Origin of the sequence: Acinetobacter sp. WU_MDCI_Abxc222 (genome assembly GCF_025514755.1) — a bacterium.
GTDB classification, from domain to species: Bacteria; Pseudomonadota; Gammaproteobacteria; order Pseudomonadales; family Moraxellaceae; genus Acinetobacter; species Acinetobacter geminorum.
In genome coordinates, this window is sequence record NZ_JAHPVG010000002.1 from 169,576 (window position 1) to 191,724 (window position 22,149).

Annotated in this window: 18 protein-coding genes; 12 read left to right on the plus strand and 6 right to left on the minus strand. The window is 38.6% G+C overall.

The genetic code is table 11. The annotated features are described in order from the left end of the window. Nucleotides 1-23: 23 nt before the first annotated feature. Nucleotides 24-1,343, minus strand: coding sequence for a D-alanyl-D-alanine carboxypeptidase PBP6B (locus tag KTJ10_RS04825; protein ID WP_262441472.1), 1,320 nt, complete (start codon nt 1,341-1,343; stop codon nt 24-26). A gap of 170 nt (nt 1,344-1,513) precedes the next feature. On the opposite strand from KTJ10_RS04825, the gene KTJ10_RS04830 reads away from it, so the two are divergent. Then, nucleotides 1,514-3,217 (plus strand): M61 family metallopeptidase, encoded by a 1,704-nt coding sequence (locus tag KTJ10_RS04830; protein WP_262441473.1) that lies wholly within the window; start codon nt 1,514-1,516, stop codon nt 3,215-3,217. Nucleotides 3,218-3,617: 400 nt separating this feature from the next. Continuing rightward, nucleotides 3,618-5,855: an NADP-dependent isocitrate dehydrogenase gene (locus KTJ10_RS04835; RefSeq protein ID WP_002118624.1), complete on the plus strand. Its 2,238-nt coding sequence runs from the start codon at nt 3,618-3,620 to the stop codon at nt 5,853-5,855. Between the two features lie 116 nt (nt 5,856-5,971). Here KTJ10_RS04835 and KTJ10_RS04840 read toward each other — a convergent pair whose 3' ends face one another. Further along, nucleotides 5,972-6,760, minus strand: a complete 789-nt coding sequence (locus KTJ10_RS04840; protein WP_032063312.1) for an rRNA large subunit pseudouridine synthase E — start codon at nt 6,758-6,760, stop codon at nt 5,972-5,974. Nucleotides 6,761-6,956: 196 nt separating this feature from the next. Between KTJ10_RS04840 and icd the strand changes: the two genes are divergently transcribed. After that, nucleotides 6,957-8,213 carry an NADP-dependent isocitrate dehydrogenase gene (gene icd / locus KTJ10_RS04845; RefSeq protein WP_016146080.1) on the plus strand — a complete coding sequence of 419 codons (1,257 nt, stop codon included), beginning with the start codon at nt 6,957-6,959 and terminating at the stop codon, nt 8,211-8,213. Between the two features lie 40 nt (nt 8,214-8,253). Here the strand turns inward: icd and KTJ10_RS04850 are convergent, their stop codons facing one another. Next, the gene (locus KTJ10_RS04850) at nt 8,254-8,379 is read right to left on the minus strand and encodes a hypothetical protein (RefSeq protein ID WP_170249472.1); all 126 of its coding nucleotides are present in this window, start codon (nt 8,377-8,379) and stop codon (nt 8,254-8,256) included. Continuing rightward, on the minus strand, nt 8,376-9,554 hold the full coding sequence (locus KTJ10_RS04855; RefSeq protein ID WP_262441474.1) for an MFS transporter: 1,179 nt from the start codon (nt 9,552-9,554) through the stop codon (nt 8,376-8,378). The genes KTJ10_RS04850 and KTJ10_RS04855 overlap by 4 nt, the downstream gene beginning before the upstream one ends. Nucleotides 9,555-9,650: 96 nt before the next feature. On the opposite strand from KTJ10_RS04855, the gene KTJ10_RS04860 reads away from it, so the two are divergent. The 4 genes from KTJ10_RS04860 to KTJ10_RS04875 all read left to right on the plus strand — a co-directional run bounded on the left by KTJ10_RS04860 (nt 9,651) and on the right by KTJ10_RS04875 (nt 15,986). Then, on the plus strand, nt 9,651-10,532 hold the full coding sequence (locus KTJ10_RS04860) for a LysR family transcriptional regulator (RefSeq protein WP_262441475.1): 882 nt from the start codon (nt 9,651-9,653) through the stop codon (nt 10,530-10,532). Nucleotides 10,533-10,740: 208 nt separating this feature from the next. Then, nucleotides 10,741-12,135, plus strand: coding sequence for an L-cystine transporter (locus tag KTJ10_RS04865; RefSeq protein ID WP_262441476.1), 1,395 nt, complete (start codon nt 10,741-10,743; stop codon nt 12,133-12,135). A gap of 150 nt (nt 12,136-12,285) precedes the next feature. Further along, nucleotides 12,286-13,101 (plus strand): PhzF family phenazine biosynthesis protein, encoded by an 816-nt coding sequence (locus tag KTJ10_RS04870; RefSeq protein ID WP_262441477.1) that lies wholly within the window; start codon nt 12,286-12,288, stop codon nt 13,099-13,101. A 122-nt stretch (nt 13,102-13,223) separates the two neighbouring features. Next, complete coding sequence (locus KTJ10_RS04875) at nt 13,224-15,986, plus strand: M16 family metallopeptidase (protein WP_182917863.1); 2,763 nt, start codon at nt 13,224-13,226, stop codon at nt 15,984-15,986. 61 nt (nt 15,987-16,047) lie between these two features. On the opposite strand, the gene KTJ10_RS04880 is transcribed toward KTJ10_RS04875, so the two are convergent. After that, on the minus strand, nt 16,048-16,431 hold the full coding sequence (locus KTJ10_RS04880; RefSeq protein ID WP_002118682.1) for a DUF3144 domain-containing protein: 384 nt from the start codon (nt 16,429-16,431) through the stop codon (nt 16,048-16,050). A gap of 107 nt (nt 16,432-16,538) precedes the next feature. Here KTJ10_RS04880 and KTJ10_RS04885 point away from each other — a divergent pair, with 107 nt between their 5' ends. Continuing rightward, nucleotides 16,539-17,171 (plus strand): hypothetical protein, encoded by a 633-nt coding sequence (locus tag KTJ10_RS04885; RefSeq protein WP_002118705.1) that lies wholly within the window; start codon nt 16,539-16,541, stop codon nt 17,169-17,171. Between the two features lie 35 nt (nt 17,172-17,206). On the opposite strand, the gene KTJ10_RS04890 is transcribed toward KTJ10_RS04885, so the two are convergent. Next, the gene (locus KTJ10_RS04890; RefSeq protein ID WP_410468412.1) at nt 17,207-18,670 is read right to left on the minus strand and encodes a CHAD domain-containing protein; all 1,464 of its coding nucleotides are present in this window, start codon (nt 18,668-18,670) and stop codon (nt 17,207-17,209) included. Nucleotides 18,671-18,835: 165 nt separating this feature from the next. Between KTJ10_RS04890 and KTJ10_RS04905 the strand changes: the two genes are divergently transcribed. The 4 genes from KTJ10_RS04905 to KTJ10_RS04920 all read left to right on the plus strand — a co-directional run bounded on the left by KTJ10_RS04905 (nt 18,836) and on the right by KTJ10_RS04920 (nt 22,054). Next, nucleotides 18,836-19,219 (plus strand): DUF962 domain-containing protein, encoded by a 384-nt coding sequence (locus KTJ10_RS04905; protein ID WP_081309192.1) that lies wholly within the window; start codon nt 18,836-18,838, stop codon nt 19,217-19,219. Between the two features lie 115 nt (nt 19,220-19,334). Further along, the gene (gene thiE, locus KTJ10_RS04910) at nt 19,335-19,946 is read left to right on the plus strand and encodes a thiamine phosphate synthase (RefSeq protein WP_206216413.1); all 612 of its coding nucleotides are present in this window, start codon (nt 19,335-19,337) and stop codon (nt 19,944-19,946) included. 42 nt (nt 19,947-19,988) lie between these two features. Beyond that, nucleotides 19,989-21,287: a glutamate-1-semialdehyde 2,1-aminomutase gene (gene hemL, locus KTJ10_RS04915; protein ID WP_016146072.1), complete on the plus strand. Its 1,299-nt coding sequence runs from the start codon at nt 19,989-19,991 to the stop codon at nt 21,285-21,287. Between the two features lie 62 nt (nt 21,288-21,349). Continuing rightward, nucleotides 21,350-22,054, plus strand: a complete 705-nt coding sequence (locus KTJ10_RS04920; protein ID WP_262441478.1) for an acyl carrier protein — start codon at nt 21,350-21,352, stop codon at nt 22,052-22,054. Nucleotides 22,055-22,149: the final 95 nt, after the last annotated feature.

Below are 22,149 nucleotides of genomic sequence, written 5' to 3' on the forward strand. Positions count from 1 at the left end.
CGTCTGTGCACAATTTGATGTTTTTAGTGCGAATCTACTGGGTAAAGTTTTGCAGCACTATGTTCACTTGATGAAAAAATAGAGAAGAGGCTAGAAAACCACATTGCGATTTTTTGGAAAATGTTGGCTTCTTCAATATGTACGTTATCTTCGATTTGAAGACTACGGATAAGTTGATTATTTTGATAAATCGATACTGTTGCCAAACTTACGACTTTCATTAATGGCGCAGTTAATTGTTTTTCATTGAGTTCAATGTTTACATGGGTCTGAGTCGTTTCAAGTGGAGCAATCACCTTGAGCTGTTGATTGCTATCAAGTACTTGAACGCGTTGAGTCACATTATCAAAAGTATTTAGATCAATTGGTGCTGGGTCTGCGTATAAAGATGTCGTTACAATTGTCGGTTGCTTTGTTTCTACCTTAAACATTTTTAAAGTCGACTTTACAACAGGTAGTTCAGCAATTAATTTCTGCTCAGGAATAATCACTTCATCACGTGTATAGGCGTAAGCAAGATTCATTAATTTATCTGCAATCTCAGCACGTTTTACAGCACTCGGTGTACCTAAAACAATGACTAATAAACGTCTTTGAGTTAAGTCAGATGAGAATGAAGGACGTGAAGCTGTTAAAGCCAAGTTATAACCCGCTGCCTTGGTATATCCCGTTTTTAAGCCATCTACAGATGGATCATATTTCAAAGCAAGATTAGTCGCGTGGTGGAAACGTTGGTTATAGCTAAAGCTTGGCATTTTTGAATAATGTAAATATTCAGGGGTTTGTTTAATTAATGCCTGACTTAATAAGCTAAGGTCGTGTGCTGTAGTGAAATGATCAGGCATCGTAATTCCGGCAGGATTACTAAAGTGAGTATCTTTCATACCCAATGCTTGAGCTTCCTGATTCATACGTTGCACGAAGCGCGGAACATCGCCAGAGATTTTTTCAGCTAAAGTCACGGCTGCATCATTAGCAGACATCACGATTAGACCTGCCAATAACTGATCAACTGAAATTTGTTCACCAGCTTTAAGATACATTTGTGATTCATCCCACTGCACAACACTAACCACTGGAGTTGCAGTAATGATTTCTTCTTTTTTCAGTTTTCCAGCTTTAATCTCTTTTAGGGCAATGTATGCAACCATCATTTTGGTTAAAGATGCTGGTGCACGTTGCACATGGCTATTATGTTCAGCAATGATTTGACCCGATTGAGTATCTACTATAGTCCATGCAGCAGCTTCAACACTTTCAGGTGCAATATTGAGTAATGCAGCATTGGTTAGGGTAGTACAAAAAATACTAAAGAGGGTAAAAAGAGATAGAAAAAATTTCACGGATGACCTTAACTTCACTGGCAAATACGGGACACAGATGCACAGCATGCTATGCCTTTTTTTCGTGGAAGGCTAGTGTGAATTGTTGCCAAAAAATACATCTACGCAAGACGATACAAAAAAGTGATAATCTAATGTGAAGCCGTTCTTATTTTTAAATTGAAGAATTTATGTTGCATTATCAAATTGAGTTCGATGATTACAAACAACACCTTGTTCACGTGACAATTCGTTTTTTAGCCAACCCGAATCAGGAACTTTGGTTACCAACGTGGATTCCGGGTAGTTATCTAATTCGAGAGTTCTCAAAACATATTGAATCCGTTAAAGCTTATGATGAAGCTGGACGTCTGCTGGACATTAAAAAAACGAGCAAGAATCGCTGGCGTTTATTTAATACAGACCACGAATTAATGACGATTGAATATGATGTGTATGCATATGATTTGTCTGTACGTGGTGCGTATGTAGACCAGACACGCTTATATATTAATCCAGCATGCGTATGTTTAGCTTTAGAAGGACAAGAACAGTCTGCTTGTGAAGTCGAAGTTTTCTTGCCAGATGAATTAAAGCATTTTCAGTTAGCAACAGGCTTAGCTTCAAAAAGCTTAGTTAAAGGTCGATTTACTTTAAAAGCAGATCACTACGATCAACTGATCGATAGTCCATTTGAATTGGCTGATCAAACACGCTTTAGTTTTGAGACGAACGGCATTGAACATGAGTTCGTAATTTCTGGTTCGCACAATACCAATATTGATCGCCTAAAAGCCGATATTGAAAAAATTTGTGCAGCTGAAATAAATATGTTCGGGTCAGCACCATTTAAAAACTATACCTTTATGACCATGGCAACAGGGAATAGTTATGGTGGATTAGAGCATTGTAATAGCACAAGCTTGATTACACCGCGTGAGGATTTGCCAAAATCGAATGAACCCACTGAACCTTCTAAAGATTATCAACGCTTTTTAGGCTTATGTAGTCATGAATATTTTCATTCATGGTTAGTCAAGTTTATCCGCCCAGAAAACTTTACAAACTATAATTTGCATCAAGAAGGCTACACGTCTTTATTGTGGATATTTGAAGGCTTTACTTCATATTACGATGACCTGATTTTATTACGTAGCGGTGTGATTTCTCAGAAGTCTTATCTTGATTTACTCAAAGCACAAATTGACCGTTATTTGCAAAACCCAGGCCGTTTTGTTCAAACAGTTGCAGAGTCAAGTTTTGACGCGTGGATTAAATTTTATCGTCAAGATGAAAACTCGAATAATGCGGGTACCAGTTACTACAATAAAGGTTCGTTAGTTGCGTTATGTCTAGATTTAGGTTTACGTCTACGTGGTTCTAGTCTTGATGCTTTAATGCGTCGGTTATATGAAAACACTCAAAATGGTATGCAAGTAAATGAAAGAACCATTTTTGATTTATGTAAAGAACTGACGGGTGATAGCTGGATTGAACAAATTAATCATTTGATTAATACCACTGATGAATTGCCACTTGATCAACTGTTCCCTGAGTTTGGCTTAAGTTATAGAGTTAAAACTGACAAATCTTTGCCACTTGGTTTGAAACTTGTTGATAAGCCAGAAGGTGTACTCGTGCAAAGCGCTCGCCGTGATAGCGCAGCAGCTAAAGCAGGTATTTCTGCCAATGATGTAATTATTGCAATTGATGGTTTAAAAGCGACCACTAAACTTGTTGAGAAGTATGCAAAACAGGGCGGTACTTATACTGTGTTTGCTTTCCGTCGCGATGAGTTACTATCTTTTGAAGTTGAGTGTGCTACATCTGATTTAACTGAAATTGAACTTATTGTTGAAGATCAGGCTAAAACTGAAAAATGGTTAAAAGCTTAAATAACAGTTAAATAGTTTATAAAAAACCGATGTTTTCTACATCGGTTTTTTATTTTTAAGTGCTACTAAACGATGAGATTCGTTTTATCTTTGAGTTTGTTTTGAATGAAAAGTATAATAATTGTCAGAACTCTGAAAGATATCTCATGTAATTTAATCATATTCAGTCCATAAAAAAGTAATGATGAATGATGTATTACTTAAAGTTGGGTATAGGAATATTATCAATAGATTTAAATTATGTATTATTTCGCTGCGAAATGTCGTTATCACTGGATATTTCGTTGACTGGAAGACAATGAGAGCCGATACTCTCAGGGTTTTATTTAAGCATATCGGTTCGTAGGCGCTGGGCCACAAGCTCGGTCCTCAACACTCAATCAAACGGAAGGGGCTATATATGGCTGGTGAAAAGTCAACTATTATTTACACACTGACTGATGAGGCGCCATTATTGGCGACCTATTCGCTACTGCCGATCATTGAGACCTTTACCAAGCCAGCTGGCATCGAGATTATTAAAAGTGACATCTCTGTAGCTGCACGTGTGCTCGCAGAATTCGCTGATTACCTAAGTGAAGAGCAAAAGGTATCTGACAACCTTGCAGAGCTAGGTCGTCTTACACAAGATCCAGATACAAACATTATCAAACTACCGAACATTAGTGCGTCTGTTGCGCAATTAACTGCATGTATTAAAGAGCTTCAATCAAAAGGTTACGCAATTCCTGATTATCCGGAAAATCCAACGACTGAAGAAGAAAAATCAATCAAAGCTCGTTATGGTAAGTGCCTTGGTTCAGCAGTAAACCCTGTCCTTCGTGAAGGTAACTCTGACCGCCGTGCTCCAGCAGCAGTTAAAAATTATGCGAAAAAACACCCTCATTCAATGAGCGAGTGGAAACAGTGGTCACAAACTCATGTTTCACATATGGAAGAAGGTGACTTCTACCATGGTGAAAAATCAATGACACTTGATCGCGCACGTAATGTGAAAATGGAACTTATCACGAATAGTGGTAAGAGCATTGTTCTTAAGCCAAAAGTTGCGCTTCAAGAAGGTGAAATCATTGATTCAATGTTCATGAGCAAGAAAGCACTTTGTGATTTCTATGAAAAAGAACTTGATGATTGTAAAGAAGCGGGAATTTTATTCTCTTTACACGTAAAAGCGACAATGATGAAAGTTTCACACCCGATCGTTTTTGGTCACTGTGTGAAAATTTACTATAAAGAAGCTTTCGAAAAACACGGTAAGTTATTTGACGAATTAGGTATTAACGTTAATAACGGTATGGCTGGGTTGTACGAGAAAATCGAAACTCTTCCAACTTCATTACGTGAAGAAATCATTGAAGACTTACATGCTTGTCAAGAACACCGTCCTGCACTTGCAATGGTTGACTCGGCAAAAGGCATCACAAACTTCCACTCTCCAAACGACATCATCGTAGATGCTTCTATGCCAGCAATGATTCGTGCCGGTGGTAAAATGTGGGGTGCTGATGGTAAGCAATATGATGCTAAAGCTGTTATGCCAGAATCAACATTTGCCCGTATTTACCAAGAAATGATCAATTTCTGTAAATGGCATGGTAACTTCGATCCGAAGACTATGGGTACAGTACCGAACGTTGGTTTGATGGCTCAAAAAGCTGAAGAATATGGTTCTCACGACAAGACTTTTGAGATTTCAGAAGCTGGTATTGCAAACATTACCGATCTTGACACTGGTGAAGTGTTATTGACTCAAAATGTGGAAGAAGGCGATATCTGGCGTATGTGTCAGGTTAAAGATGCTCCGATTCGTGACTGGGTTAAACTTGCAGTAACTCGTGCACGTAACTCAGGCATGCCTGCAATCTTCTGGCTTGATCCGTACCGTCCACACGAAAATGAATTGATCAAGAAAGTACAAAAGTACTTAAAAGATCATGACACGACTGGTCTTGATATCCAAATTATGTCTCAAGTACGTGCTATGCGTTATACACTTGAGCGCGTAGTACGTGGCCTAGACACGATTTCTGTGACTGGTAACATCTTACGTGACTACTTAACTGACTTGTTCCCAATTATGGAACTTGGTACTTCTGCAAAAATGTTGTCTATCGTTCCGCTTATGGCGGGCGGTGGTATGTACGAAACTGGTGCTGGTGGTTCAGCGCCTAAACACGTACAACAACTTGTTGAAGAAAACCATTTACGTTGGGATTCACTTGGTGAGTTCCTTGCGCTTGCAGTATCTTTAGAAGAAATGGGCATTAAAGAAAATAATGCTCGTGCTAAGTTACTTGCGAAGACACTTGATGAAGCGACTGGTAAATTGCTTGACAATGACAAGTCTCCATCACGTCGTACTGGTGAAATCGACAACCGTGGCAGCCACTTCTACTTGTCTCTTTACTGGGCTGAGGCGCTTGCTGCTCAGAACGAAGATGCTGAATTGAAAGCTAAATTTGCTCCTCTTGCTAAAGCTTTAGCTGAAAATGAAGAGAAGATTGTTGCTGAACTTGCTCAAGTACAAGGTAAACCAGCGGACATCGGCGGTTACTACGCAATTGACCCAACTAAAGTAAATGCTGTAATGCGTCCAAGTGCTACATTTAATGCAGCTCTTGCAACAGTTGAAGCTTAATTACTAACTCGTTAGTAATTAGCTTAAGAGCCGGTGCATATGCACCGGTTTTTTTATTGCCTAAAATAAAAGACATTAAAAAAGCCCACTGATGTGAGCTTTTAAAAGATTAAATCTTATCGACCATTGCGGCCACGACCACGTGGTGCTTTGGTATTGGGACGAGTTGTACCATTAGTCTTACGACGTGGTTTCTCGCTTTCATCCATTTGCCAAATACGTTTTGTACCAGACTTTTTCGCAGAACCATCTTTGTTTTTGCGAACCATTGGTTTGCCACCCGTACCGCCTGGCTTTTTCACATATGAACGTGATCGATAAGGTTGTTCAGCTGGCACATCTTTAAAGTCAGGGTAAAGTAATGGTTCAATTTCTTTTACATCACCCGGTTTTAAGCCAAGTTGAACTAAATCGATTGAGCCAATTTTAGTACGAATTAAACGTAAAGTTGGAAAACCTACCGCAGAAGTCATACGACGAACTTGACGGTTACGGCCTTCACAAATTGAAATCTCAATCCAAGATGTTGGAATATTTGCACGGTAACGTACGGGTGGATTGCGTTCCCATAACCATTCAGGTTCACTGACTTTAATGGCTTTGGCAGGAAGCGTCATACCATCATTCAGTTCTACACCTTTACGAAGTTGCTCAAGCGCTTCTTCGGTTACATCGCCATCAACTTGAACTAAATACGTTTTGTATTTCTTATTTGCAGGGTTGGTAATGAACTGATTCAGACCACCATGATCGGTTAAAAAAACTAAACCCTCAGAGTCCATATCAAGACGGCCTGCCAAGCGCAAAGTCGGGTCATCAACAAAGTCAGAGACGGTCATGTGCGCTTCGTCTTTACGAAACTGGGAGAGAACGTCATAAGGCTTGTTGAGAATCACAATTTTCATAAAAAATGGCTTCTTCTTTCAAATAACTAGAGAAAACATTGAGCTATATTTAAGTGCGAAATTTGCTTATTTCCCACATAAATCTCAAAAAGAATTAAATTCGATTAAGCTATTATGCGTTAATAAAAGTTGAAAGTATTGTTTATCGATAATTATTTTTAGTTAATTAAGTATTATAAAAGGGAGAATCTACATAATGGGTTATCAGAAGATCGTGGTTCCTGCCGACGGCGACAAAATCAAAGTAAATGCAGACCTATCACTGAACGTACCAAATCATCCAATTATTCCTTTCATTGAGGGTGATGGTATTGGTGTGGATATTACACCAACAATGAAAGCAGTCGTAGACGCTGCTATTTTAAAAGCTTACGGTGGCAAACGCTCAATTGAATGGATGGAAGTGTATTGCGGCGAAAAAGCCAATAAAATTTATGGCAACTATATGCCAGAAGAAACTTTTGAAGCACTTCGCGAATTTGTTGTATCAATCAAAGGTCCTTTAACCACACCAGTAGGTGGGGGCATTCGTTCACTCAACGTTGCTTTGCGCCAAGAACTAGATCTATATGTTTGCGTACGCCCTGTACGTTGGTTTGAAGGCGTTCCTTCACCAGTTCAACACCCCGAATTAACTGATATGGTGATTTTCCGTGAGAACTCGGAAGATATCTATGCAGGTATTGAATGGAAAGCTGATTCTGAAGAAGCCAAAAAAGTCATTAAGTTCCTTCAAGAAGAAATGGGTGTTACAAAAATTCGTTTCCCTGAAGGATGTGGTATTGGAATTAAACCTGTTTCAAAAGAAGGAACACAGCGTTTAGTCCGTAAAGCCATTCAGTTTGCAATCGAAAATGATAAGCCTTCTGTGACGCTGGTTCACAAGGGTAATATCATGAAGTATACCGAAGGCGCATTTAAAGAATGGGGCTATGAATTGGCTCTAGATCGTTTCGGTGGAGAGCTAATTGATGGTGGCCCATGGGTTAAAATTAAAAACCCTAGAACTGGTAAAGATATCATTATCAAAGATGTCATTGCAGACGCGTTTTTACAACAGATCCTTATGCGTCCAGCCGATTACTCTGTGATTGCCACGCTAAATTTAAACGGTGATTATATTTCTGATGCTTTGGCAGCAGAAGTAGGCGGCATTGGTATTGCACCTGGTGCAAATATTGGTGGTGCTATTGCAGTATATGAAGCAACTCATGGTACCGCACCTAAATATGCGGGACAGGATAAAGTAAACCCTGGTTCTATTATTCTTTCTGCAGAAATGATGCTACGTGATATGGGGTGGACAGAGGCTGCTGATCTGATCATTAAAGGAATTTCTGGAGCAATTGCAGCCAAAACCGTAACTTACGATTTTGAGCGCCTAATGCCGGGTGCAACCTTGTTACGTTGTTCTGAATTTGGTGATGCAATTATCAAACACATGGAAGATTAAATAAATTTCCCTTAAAAAAGCCCTCAACTGAGGGCTTTTTTTATTGCATAAATTCGGGATGTTTCGGAGTTTTAATAAAGCCGATTTTCTTTTGATAACTCTGGTCTAGGGTCTGAATAACAAGAACAAAGGCAATTAAAAATAGCGGGAAGAACAGAGATTTCATGATTCGGTTTCTCCGAGGGTTGAGATGAAAGAAGGGCGTACAGGAAGTAAAAGGCAAACTGCAAAGAGTAGAACGGTTCCACTCAAAAGAAAGAGGTGGGCATAAGACCAATGCAAATGATGCAAAGTACTAATGACAACTCCCCCTAAAAGCTGAGTGCTAGCAAAGCCAATGGTGGCAAGGCTCCAAAGCTTTTGATAATGTTGCTCATAAATCTGTAGCAGACTATAAGAACTAATAAATACGGTTGCGGGAGTCAGTAAGCCTGTCAAAAGTGAAGATAAGGCTAGTAAAGATGCAGTATGTGAAAGGAATGGCAAAACAACGGCTAAGCAGTAAATGGTATATAACCATTTAATGGCTTGTAGATATTCGATTAGTCTGCTTAAGCAATAAGCGACAAGTGCACCAATGCAGCTTCCCACTCCATAGAGAACCCAGAATAAATTTCTTTGTTGTAATGGAAAATGCAGAGTTCCTGATAAATAATCCATCCAAAACAAAGAATGTGGAATGTAGGCAAAGGCACTACACATGTAGGCAAGAATGATGACCAGACCTAAACGTGATTTTTGTGAGGCTTGTAGAGAGGTCGATTGTGGTTTAATAATCTGGGCAGTATTACGAGTTAATAATCGATAAAGAGTTAAGCTTCCTAATAGCGAAAGACCAGCAAAAATATACCAAACATAATAAATAGGCATATTTTGAAGTAGGGGAATAATAATGGTGGCAGATAAAACGCCCACACCAATCCCACTAAATCCTAAGAAATTAACTTTTAATCTTTGCGTGGTGGGAATGTATTTCATCGCAAAGCTAGGCGCCAAAATCATAAGTAAGCCGCCAGCAATACCTGAAATCGTACGCCAAAAAATGAACCACACCAAAGGCATATCCATGAATGAACAGCTTAGTAGGCTGAGGCTGCCAGCTATAGCCGACAAGACAATCATGGATGGGATGTACTTTTCTTTAATACTCAATAGGGCGAATAAAGCACCAATGAGATATCCCAATAAATTTGCGCTGCCCAAGAAACTGGCAAAATCATGGGTCCAATGGTATTGCTCGATCATGATGGGCATAAGCGCAGTATAGGAAAATCTAAAAACACCAATTCCCAAACAAGTTGCCAAAAAGACAATTAAGCTCATTCGATAAAACGTAGACATGAGAGGACGCTCAATTTTTTTATTATTAAAAACGAGTTTTTAAATCTTTAAAAATGATTTAATATGATAGTTATTATCTTATTTTGAGATAGTGGTATGTTGCTTAAGTCTCTAGAGTTTTTTTTAGCAGTTGCAGAGAGTGGAAGTTTTTCATTGGCTGCACAAAAAATGTATACGGTTCAATCGAATATCACGAGCCATATAAAAAAACTTGAAGAAGAGTTAGAGGTTATTTTATTCAATCGTAATAACCCCGTGACTTTAACGAATGCTGGACAACAGTTACATAGCTATGCTGTTCAAATGATTGCATTGCACGATAAAGCTAAGAAGATCTTTCAAGAAGGTGATATTGATCCGAACGAAACCATTCGTTTGGGTAGTATGGAAACGACAGCAGCAATACGTCTACCTCAATTACTCAATCAATGTATGAGGCAGTATCCGAATTTGCCGATTGAGCTGCAAACTCATCCGACCCGTTATTTATTAAATGCGGTACATCAAGGGGAATTGGACTGTGCTTTTGTGGCATCTAAACATTCGATTCCTGAGTTATATAGTTTTCCTGTGTGGCATGAAGAGCTGGTTTTGGTTTGCCCTAAGCAACAACAGAGTTTTCCAGACAAGGCAACCCTTGCAAAGACCAGATTTATTGCATTTCGGCAAGGTTGTTCATATCGACATGCCATAGAGCTTTTCTTGAATGACTTTAGTATTCCGCCTTCGCAAATTATGGAAATGGGTAGTCTTGACGGAATCGTGAGTTGTGTAGAGTTAGGTGTTGGTTTTGCTTTATTACCGAAATCATATCTCACAAAAGTTGCAGATAAAGTTTCAGTTAATTGTTTTGGACTAAATACAGAATCTGCTTTTTTCACTACATATTTAGTTGCCCAGTTACCAGAAACATGGGGGACCAATTTAAAGCAATTTATTCATTTTATTGAGCAGCAATTTGAATTAAAGGTTGCTTAAGTAGAGGCTGGTTTTTATACATAAATATCTCACTTAATTTATAAATTAAAAGTGATATATATGTATTTAAAAGTCATTTTATATTCTCACGCAAGTTTGTAATCATCTTGATGCTATAAAATTGTTGAAAAGGGTAGTTTATATAGGCCGGCTATGGTCAAATATGCCCCCTTGAAAGATGACACAAGCAATAATTTGGAGTTTGGGAATGAATATACCCTTAATCATCAATATTGTGGTTTTTGTCGGGTTAATATTTTTACTCGCCCAAACACGTAAAACAGACTGGAGCTTATCGAAAAAAGTTCTGGCTGGCTTAGTTCTAGGTGTAGTGTTTGGTTTAGGACTACATTTGATTTATGGCGGTGGCCATCCGATTCTTGCTGAATCTATTAGCTGGTTTAATATCGTTGGAAACGGCTATGTAAAACTTTTACAAATGGTCGTTATGCCTTTGGTATTTGTGTCTATTTTGGGAGCGGTTGCAAAATTACACCAAGCATCTTCTTTAGGCAAAATCAGTTTTTATACGATCGGTACTTTACTCTTTACAACGCTGATTGCTGCACTGGTAGGGGTATTTGTTACCAATCTGTTTGGCTTAACGGCAAAAGGTTTGGTGCAAGGTGCTGCTGAAACTGCACGCTTAACTGCGATTAATACAGATTATGTAGGTAAAGTTACCGATTTAAGTGTACCGCAGTTTATTCTTTCCTTTATTCCAAGTAACCCATTTGCTGAATTAACTGGTGCAAACCCAACTTCAATTATTAGCGTGGTTATTTTCGCCGTCTTTTTAGGTATAGCAGCGCTTAACCTAATGAAGGACGACGCAGAAAAAGGTCAACGTATTCTTACTGCGATTCAGACGTTGCAGTCGTGGGTAATGAAGCTTGTGCGCTTAGTGATGACACTTACACCATATGGTGTTTTTGCGCTTATGACAAAAGTCGTGGCAAGTTCAAATGTCGCAGATATCTTAAATCTAGGCGGTTTCTTGGTGGCGTCTTATTTAGGCTTGGCGATTATGTTTATCGTACATGCCATTATTTTGACGATGACGGGTGTTTCTCCACTTAAATTCTTTAAGAAAGTTGCTCCAGTTTTAACGTTCGCATTTACTAGTCGTTCAAGTGCAGCAAGTATTCCACTGAGCATTGAGACGCAAACTCGTCGTTTGGGTGTGCCTGAATCTATTGCAAGTTTCTCTGCTTCTTTTGGGGCGACTATTGGTCAAAATGGTTGTGCAGGTTTGTATCCTGCAATGCTCGCGGTGATGGTTGCACCAACTATGGGTATCAACACCTTAGACCCAATGTGGATTGCATCGTTAGTTGGTATTGTGACTTTAAGTTCAATTGGGGTTGCCGGAGTAGGTGGTGGTGCGACTTTTGCTGCGCTGATTGTTCTTCCTGCAATGGGTTTACCTGTAACATTGGTTGCGCTTCTTATTTCAATTGAACCCCTCATTGATATGGGACGTACTGCATTAAACGTAAATGGTTCAATGACTGCGGGTGTAGTGACGAGTCAATTCATGGGCCAGACTGATAAAGAAATATTAAACAGTGAAGATGAAATTGAATTAACTCAACATCATTAAAGATCAGTAAAAAAAACGGCTCTCTATTCTAGATGAGCCGTTTTTTTATATGCATAAATTATTACTGTGATGTTAATTTAAAAAAAACTGTATCTGTTTTTCTTTTAAATAATTTTCGAAAATGAGTCTATTACAAAAGAGAGCACTATCATGAAAATGTATCAAGTCGATGCTTTTACAAAAGAGCTATTTCGTGGAAATCCAGCCGCTGTCGTTGTTGAAAAAGAGTGGTTAGATGTAGATTTAATGCAGAAGATAGCACTTGAAAATAACTTATCTGAAACTGCTTTTGTAAAAATTATAGACTCTGAAAACTATGAAATCCGTTGGTTCACTCCAACGATCGAAGTTGATTTCTGTGGGCATGCCACACTTGCCAGTGCTTTCGTATTATTTAAAGATTTTACCGAGAAAAAGACCATTAATTTCCATGTTCGAACCTTGGGTCTTTTTGTGGTTCACCAAAATGAAGACGGTAAAATCAGAATGGATTTTCCAATTCGCAAAGCTCATCAAGTTGAAGATTATCCAGCTCTTTTACGTCAAGCATTAACAAAACCCTTTAAAGCGGTTTATCAAAATGTTCAAGCCTACATTGTTGAGTATGAATCAGTGCAAGACGTGTTAGATGAGCAGCCTGACATGAACTTACTTAAAGCCTTAGGTAAACGGACTGCGATTACCACTGCAGGGATGGATGTTGCAATCACCTCAAAAGCCGATCAACAATATGATTGTGTATCGCGTTATTTTGCACCTGTCGCGGGCATTGAGGAAGATCCTGTTACAGGTTCAGTTCATACGGCAATAGCACCATTATGGGCAGAGAAACTCGATAAAAATAATATTATGGCTTATCAGGCTTCTAGCCGTGGAGGCGTTTTATATTGCAATATCCTCAATCAGGAACGTATTGAAGTTTCAGGGTATGGGAAGCTTTATATGCAAGCTGAAATTTTTCCTTAAAATATAAGGCCGTTTAAATAAACGGCTTTTTTTTCAAAACTTTACTATGAAAGTCAGCTTAAATTTCCTACTATAGTCCCACAACTATTGATTTTTTATTATTCAAATTAATTGGTATTTATATGTTTATGCAGTTTAAACAACTGACACTCTCCCTATGTATTCTTGGTTTAAGTGCTGCGTCTTGGGCACAAACTACACTAGTAAAAAGTAAGCAAAATATTGAGGAATATAAATTAGATAATGGTTTTCGGATTGTACTTGCGCCGAATGACAAAGAAAATAAAATCTTTATTAATACCATTTATTTAACAGGCTCATTAAATGACCCGCAAGGTAAAAGTGGCTTAGCTCATTTGCTTGAGCACTTGGCTTTTAAGGGGACACAAAATGTTAAAGGGGAAGAATTCCAGCGTCGTTTAGATCAATATACATTGATGACAAACGCCAGTACCGATTATTACTCGACCAAATATACCAATATCGTTCGTCCAGAAAAAACTGCGCTTGATCAGGTGCTGTATCTTGAATCTGAACGTATGGATAAATTAGTTCTTCAAGAAAAATTTGTTCCTTCTGAAATTGAAATCGTAAAACGCGAACGTGAAGTCCGTATGGATCAACCTTTTGCTGTGCTGATGGATCAAATGTGGAAGTCAGCTTATGGTAACCAATATTTAGGTCGTTTACCGATTGGCGATTTACCTGAGCTTAAATCGATTAAAATGCCTGAATTAAACCAGTTCTATCGTAGTTGGTATGCACCTAATAATGCAGTCATGGTGATTTCAGGTAAGTTCGATAAGACAGATGTCTTAAAAACAATAGATCAATATTTTAGCCCAATCGCGGCAAGAGCTGTTCCTAAGCCTGTACAGATTCCTGTGCTCGACTCTACAAAAATAAAAAATCGTCAGTTTATGGTGAAAAAGGGGAGCGATCTCGCTAAATTCCATATCTATATGAATGGTAAAAATACCAAAATTCAGCCCACGCTCGCTTTAGCGCCTTTGTTATATACAATGCAGCCAAGTGGTCACTTATACCAGAACATGGTTGAAACAGGTATTACCACAAATGTTGATGCGAGTACTTGGCTAGATCAAGATTTTAATGTGGTCTTTCTTGGTGCCATTTATTCACCTAGTAATGACCCAAAAAAAGTTGAAAGCTCTTTGTTAGCGGGCATTGAAAAAGGGAAGCCTTTTACTGAGGTTGAATTAAATCGTGTTAAAAGTTTAATGAAAACTCAAGGTGACTTAATCACTAAAGATGCGGTAGCACTTGGGTCACGGTTAAGTGATTACACCGTCGCTGGCGGGCAATGGGATCAATATTTTAAAGATTTGGATTCAGTAGAAAAAGTTAAGCTAGATGAAGTGAATCAAACTTTAAAGCAGTTCCTTGTGGCTGAGCATCGTATTGATGGCGATATTTTGCCAACCCCCGAAGACCAGAAAAAAGCTCAACAGCAAAATTCAAAAGAGACACCTAAAACTCTAGATCAGGTCGAAGCAAAGGCTGAGCCTTTAAAAGATCCGAAGGTATATCAACAAGAAGTCGCTGAGTTTTTAAAAACTTCTAAGCAATATGTTGAAAGCAATGAGAAGAAGATTATCCGTGGAAAACTAAAAAATGGAATGAAGTATGCTTTATTCCCAGTTGAAACGCGTGATGATCGTACTTACGCAACGATTACGATGGACTTCGGAACAGAAAAATCTTTATTTAATAAAGGTACGGTAGTTGATTTAACGTCATACTTATTGCTTCGTGGTTCTGATAAATACAGTTTGCAAGATATTGCTGATAAATCAATTGATGCAGGCGGTGCGGCTTATGCAAGTGCTGATGGCAATGGCATGACCATTAATATTCAGTCTAAATCAGAAAAATTTGATGAGTTTTTCAAGTTTGTTCTTGATGTGATGAAAAATCCGAAATTTGAACAATCTCAATTTGATTTAATTAAATCGCAAAGCTTATCAAGCCTTGATCGTCCTTATACAGAACCAGATGTAGTAGCGGGCTTAACACTTTCACGTTTACTTGAAGAATATCAACCGGGTGATTTGCGTTATCACTTCGAACCTGAATTGGCAAAACAACAGTTGAAAAACGCAACTCAAGAGCAAGTGAAAGAGTTATATGAGCGTTTCTTTGCAATGAACCATGCTCAAATTGCTATTACAGGCGAATTTGATGCGAAAAAGATGCAGAAATTACTGAATCAGGAATTTGGTCGTTGGAACGGTAAGCAGCCATATCAAAAAATCTTGATTGATCACGTTGATTTTCCAGCACAGCAAGTTCATGTTTTATCTGAGCAACGTGAATTTGGTAGCTACCAAAGTGTGCTTTCAATTCCAGTTGGGAAAAACCATCCAGATGCATCTGCTCTCATTTTAATGAATTATATTTTAGGGGAATCTCAAATTTCATCACGTTTAGCTCAAGAGCTTCGTGAGAAAAATGCGCTAGTCTACGGTTTTGGAAGTGGGCTGCAACTTGATCGTGATACGAATGTAGGGGCTTTGAGTATTAGTGCAAATTATACTTCGGGTCGCTCAGCACAAGTGTCTGCATCAATACACAAAGTGTTAAATGACTTGGTTAAAAATGGGGTAACTGAGCAAGAGCTTGAAGCTGCTAAAGCAGATATCATGAAGAAACGAGTTACGGCACTAGAAGATGAACGTAATATTCATGGCATGTTAAATCTACAGCTTGAAACAAACAAAACATTGCAAGACCGAATTCGTCATGATCAAGAGTTAACTAAATTGACTGTTGCTGACGTTAACAGAGTAATTAAGAAGTATATTAAACCTGAACATTTGGTCGAAGTGATGGCTGATCAATATGGTCAGGCCGCAAAGAAATAAAGTCTTCTCGCAAATAAAAAGCCACTCAAATGTGGCTTTTTATTTAGGTCTTTAAATCATGTTAATGATCATGTTTGTGCGCGTGAAAATCTTCATTTTTACGGAAACGTAAATAATTTTCGAATTGTTCACAATACTCATCAAAGTTATCTTCAAGCATCATTTGAAACTGCTGAAGAAGGTAAGACATGACCTGATCTTTTGCATCACGCATTTCATTACCATCTTTAAAGTTATTTGCTGCTACCCATGTATTGAAACGGGCAGTAGCAAATAACATTGCAGCACTCACTTGACCACGTAGCTCAGCCGGATCAACTTTTTTATCTTTTGGCGGGCGACAAAAATCATTAGCTTGTTTAATAAATTCATCCGCACGCTCAAAGAAAACAGCATTTAATGCTTCTTCTTCAGTAATATCTGTTGCATTAATCTTTTGAGACATGACTTATTCCCGCAAAAATAGAGCTGCTTATTATAGGCAAACGCTTGCGGAAACAAAACCTTTGACTTAGTCTGTAAATAGCCTAAGTATTGGTAGGAGAAACTAATATGCAAGATGCAATTGCTATTCAAAGTTTAAAGACAGATATTGCTTTATTACGCCAGCATGTTTTCCCACCTCAATATTTAGAGCATGTCGAAGGATTGCCCATTTATTATGGCTTGCAAGAAGAAGTCGAAAACTACTACCGTCAATGGCAGGGGCTAATTGAAAGGGCGCAAGAGCTTTTTCAGCCATTTATGGAAGATGAATTACCAGATGCGATTCATTTGCCAAGTCATTTAAATTTACCGCTATTCTTTTTTCACGTAGACCGAATTCGGATTAATAAAACACGCGCAAAAGAATCTAAAACTTTTCGCGGTGTTGCGAGTCTTATTGAAAAATGCGGGCAGTTCGAAACTGATCAGATTTTTACGATGCAAGAATGGTTGCAAAGTGATGATACCGCGGCTCTGGTTGCTCACCGTGAATTTATCGATTTAAGAACCTATGTATTCCAGCATGGACAAAGCGAATATACACGTTCACGGTTTTACACCAATGGGATTGTGCTAGGGGTTGAACCGCATTTTAAACTGGTCGATGCTCGTGATAAGCCAAGAAAGCAACGCAGCGATAGCTATAGTGATCCGTTGGCAGATAACGGTGTATGGAAAGTATTTGGTAAATACCGATAAAAAGTCGCTGCACGTTTACAGCGACTTTTTATAAATTACCAGAAAGTTTCAGCCTGACTAAAAGTCTGTAAAGCTTTTGCTGAGCGCTTTTGTAATTGTGGCTGTTTGGCTTTGACCCAACCTAAGGCAAACCAGAAAGACGGATCTTGTTCAACCACATTGTTAAAAATACCTTCTGCAATAAACAAATCGTTATATTGACCTAGGGTATTTTGCACAGGTTGTAGCTGTTTTAAATATTGCTGTACTTTTTTATTTGGATAAAGACTAGAAATAAACTCAACACAATAACGTAACTGCTTAGCTTGCTTTCTTATTTTGTGTTGTTCAGTCACTTCAAGCTCAGAGAAGTGTTCAGCATTACTAATCACTTTATGATGTAACTTATCTAAGCTCTTTTTAATATGTTTTTTTAAGCTGCCTTTTTGGGACTTAGAATCTTCTTCTGAATAAGCAAATGCTAATAAATTGAGTAATAGCTTAATCGTGTCTGCAGAGGTAAAGATTGTTGAGAGTTCTTTTGAGGGCTGGGCTGAAACTGGTAGTAATAGTTCAGGTGATCCATGTTGTTGAATAATAGGTAACACTTCGGTACGAATCGCATCTTCATCACGAGTGTCTCCAAGTTTACGGAAAAGCTCAGCAATTTGTTCTTCCCAAAGAGGATTTAGCTCGCCTGACCAACCTGCAAAATGCTTAAGGGCACTACGTAAACGACGTAGACTCACACGTGCTTGGTGAATATGCTCAGCTTCAGCAACCCCATCGGCAATGACAGCCATATTTGGTAAGAATTGTTCTAAACAGTTTTCGACAATCTTTTTGAGAGCCTGTTGAGCAGTAATATCTTTATTTAATGTTAGAGCTTTGGCATGAATAGCAGGTGAGGCAGCTTGTCCTAATGCTAATAAATTGCCACGTTCGGCTTTACTTCTTACATCAAGCCAAAGTGCGTAACGATTAATCCATTGCTGCGCAAACTGAATTAGCGTTTTCACAGCCCCTTGTTTGAGTTCAAATTCGACTTCGCAAATTACACTTTGTGCATCTGCTGTTTTTACGACACCATCATCTAAGCAAACTTCAATCGCTGTATTATCTGCTTCAAACACATGGTAGGTACGATGTACATCAGTCTCAAACTGCAAACTTAATTTTTCGGCTTCTGTTCCTAAAGCCGTATTAATTAAATCAGTTACCACTTTATTATCTTGATATAACTCAAGGTTTAAGTCAGGTTCTTGGTCACACACACCTAAATGAATTTCTTCTTCAACACGGTGGAGATGGCTTTGACCTGCGGCTTTAAATGTTTGTACCCATTGATCATCTTCTTTACGTAAACGTAAGGCCATACCGTTTTTTGCAAGCAGTCGATCAGGAGTATCGTAATACTTTGCCTGTAAGTGAATATTCTTTGCTTTGTGTTTTTTTAAGTATTGCTGGACAGTTTTTTTCTTCGATTCAGGTAACTGAAACTTTAGTTCGACTTCGACCATAATATATCTCCCTGAATCAGGTATTTAGACTATCTTGAATAAGTATAATAGCTTAGCTCTAAAAATAATGGTTTTGATAGAGAAAGTTACAATCAAACATATGACGCTACACTTTTATTTAGGTGTACAATCAGGTGACGTTTTGATCAAATAAAAATCAGGAAGATGATCGTGAATGCACCAGTAAACTTTAGCCATGAAGCTCAGCCAGAGTTTGAATTGCCGATTAAAAATTATCAGGAATTTTATCGTTTTTATTTAACTGAACACCGTAACATTATGAGCAGACGTTTGCATGTGGTGGGTAGCAGTATTGGCATATACTTTTTTTCAAAAGCAATTCGTAAGAAACAACCCAAATATGTACTTTATGGTTTGGTAGCGGGTTATGCAAATGCTTGGGTTGGACATTTTGTGTTTGAAAAAAATAAGCCTGCAAGTTTTAAACAGCCTTTCTATAGTTTTATTTCTGATTGGCGAATGTTGTCTGATGTTGCACGTGGCCGTTTGAGTTTGGTTGATCGTAAGCACGACAAAATTCCGAGTTAATTTTTACTTTCTCTTTTAAATATCCGATTGGTACTGGTAAGCCTATATCAATCGGTACTTATGATGATCTATAAATCCGTTATACTAGCGAAGTTTTTTAAAGCGAGAGTAGAGTATGCGCGGTTTATACCTCATTACCAACGATGACCCAATCCAACTATTATTAGAAAAACTAGATGCCGCGCTCGCAACTCGTCAGGTCGCAATTTTACAGTACCGCCGTAAGAAAATAGACAAAGCAGACCAACCCGCAGAAGTCGAACAAATCAAATTATTGTGTGAAAAATATCAGGTTCCTTTTGTCATTAATGATGACTTAAAACTCGCCGCTCAGTTTGGTTTAGGTGTGCATTTAGGTCAAAGTGACGGTGAAATTACTGATGCAAAATCGCAATTACCAGAAGGCGTGATTATTGGCCGTACTTGTCTGAACTCATTAGAACTTGCGCAAAAAGCAATTGCAGATGGCGCGACCTATATTGCATTTGGTGCGGTCTATGCGACCTCTACAAAACCAGAAGCAGGTAATGTAGGTATCGAAGTAATTAAGCAAGCAGCAGCCCAATATGATTTACCAATTTGTGCGATTGGTGGTTTAACGGTTGAAAACTCACAACCTGTGATTGAGGCTGGGGCTGACCTGTGTGCAGTCATTAGTGATATATTAGGCCGATCAACTGCTGAAATTCCTGCCCGTGTACAGGCGTGGGCACAATTATTTTCTTAAGCTTTCAAAATTATTTTTTAGATATTTAAGACGAGCATTTCCATGAGTTTATCTCCAAAGCAAGAACAGTTATTTAAACAAGCCAGCAAACACATTCCAGGTGGTGTGAACTCTCCGGTACGTGCCTTTAATGGCGTTGGAGGAACACCAGTTTTCATCGAGAAAGCAAAAGGTGCTTATTTATGGGATGTGGATGGTAAGCGTTATGTTGACTATGTTGGTTCTTGGGGACCAATGATTTTAGGTCATGCTCATCCAGAGATTATTAAGGCTGTACAAACAGCAGCAGAAGATGGCTTAAGTTTTGGTGCACCAACCGTACACGAAACAACACTGGCAGATATTATCTGTGAAATCATGCCATCAATTGAATTGGTGCGTATGACTAACTCGGGTACAGAAGCGACCATGACCGCTATTCGTTTAGCACGTGGTTATACTGGCCGTGACAAAATCGTGAAGTTTGAAGGTTGTTACCACGGCCACTCTGACTCACTTTTAGTAAAAGCGGGTTCAGGTTTACTCACGTTAGGTGAAGGTGAACCAACTTCGAAAGGTGTTCCTGTTGATTTTGCTAAACATACTTTAACGCTGCCGTATAATGATATTGCTGCATTAAAAGAATGCTTTGCTAAATTTGGCCATGAAATTGCGGGTGTTATTATTGAACCAGTCGCGGGTAACATGAATATGGTGAAACCAATTGACGGTTTCTTACAAGCCATTCGTGATATTTGTGATGAATATAAATCTGTATTCATTATTGATGAAGTGATGACAGGCTTCCGTGTTGCTTTAGGCGGTGCGCAATCAGTTTATAACGTTAAACCTGATTTAACGACTTTAGGTAAAATTATTGGTGCAGGTCTGCCTGTTGGTGCATTTGGTGGTAAGCGTGAAATCATGGAATGCATCGCACCTTTAGGCGGTGTATACCAAGCAGGTACATTATCTGGTAATCCACTTGCTATGCGTGCTGGTATTGAAATGTTTAAACATTTACGCCAACCTGACTTTTACAGCAAATTATCTGCTCAACTTGAAAAGTTACTTGCAGGCTTACAAGCTGCAGCTGATGAAGCGGGTATTCCATTTAAGACTCAGCAAGCTGGCGCAATGTTCGGTCTTTACTTTACCGACCAAGAAGACATTACAAGCTTTGACTCTATGTTGGCATGTGATATTGAAGCTTTCAAAAAGTTCTTCCATGGTATGTTAAAACGTGGCGTAAACTTGGCACCTTCAGCATTTGAAGCAGGCTTTATTTCATCTGCACACTCTGATGAAGATATAGAATTTACGATTCAGGCTGCAAAAGAAACATTCGCTGAAATGAAGTAAGCAAAAAAGCCCGTATTAAACGGGCTTTTTAATTTGAGCTATTTTTATATTTATAGAGAACAATGTTTTATCCCTTACCTCGAAAAATCCAGTTAGCCGCAAGTACTTCAAATTGGTCAATTGAGTCAGCGCAAAGTATTTTGCTCATGGTTGGGCTCAATGAGCTTAAACTACGACCAGATTGGTCTGAGCAACCATTGGCGAACCATTTAGAACTGTTGATTAAGCGCGCTCAATCACTCGAAATTCCAATTATTTTTATTGAGACATCTCAGCTTCAACAAACGATGTTGGAGCTTGGTCAGCGTTTGTCATCAAATACTAAAGCTCAAGTTATGATGGCAGGTGATTTATCTCCTCTGTTTAAACAAGTCATGCAGCTTGTTTTATCGATTACAGATCAGGTCAGTGTTGTAAATGATGCGATCTTGGCGGCTAATCTAGAGCAGCATATCCAATGGATTGAAAAGATCAGTTTTGACCATATAAAACATTTAAATACGTACAGCTTAATACGCTTATGGTCTTTAAGTGCATCTTCCTCCTATATCTTGTCAGATAAAGGAATTTTATTGGCAATTGCTGAACAGGTGGGGCGACACCCCATGGAGATCCATCCTGAAATTGATTTAAGAAACTACGGATTAGATCAGTCTGCTGTGAATTATCTAGTCGATCTATGGCGTGCAAATGGTGCGAGCTTAAGCGCTGAAGAGATAATGCAAACACCGACATTGCAACATATTATGCAGTTATTGAAGCCTTGACTGACTATAGACCTCAAGTGATCCATAATATTTGCAAATTCTGCTGTTAATTTACCCGAACGGCATTGTAATTCGGACGTAAGCTTTTTATTATT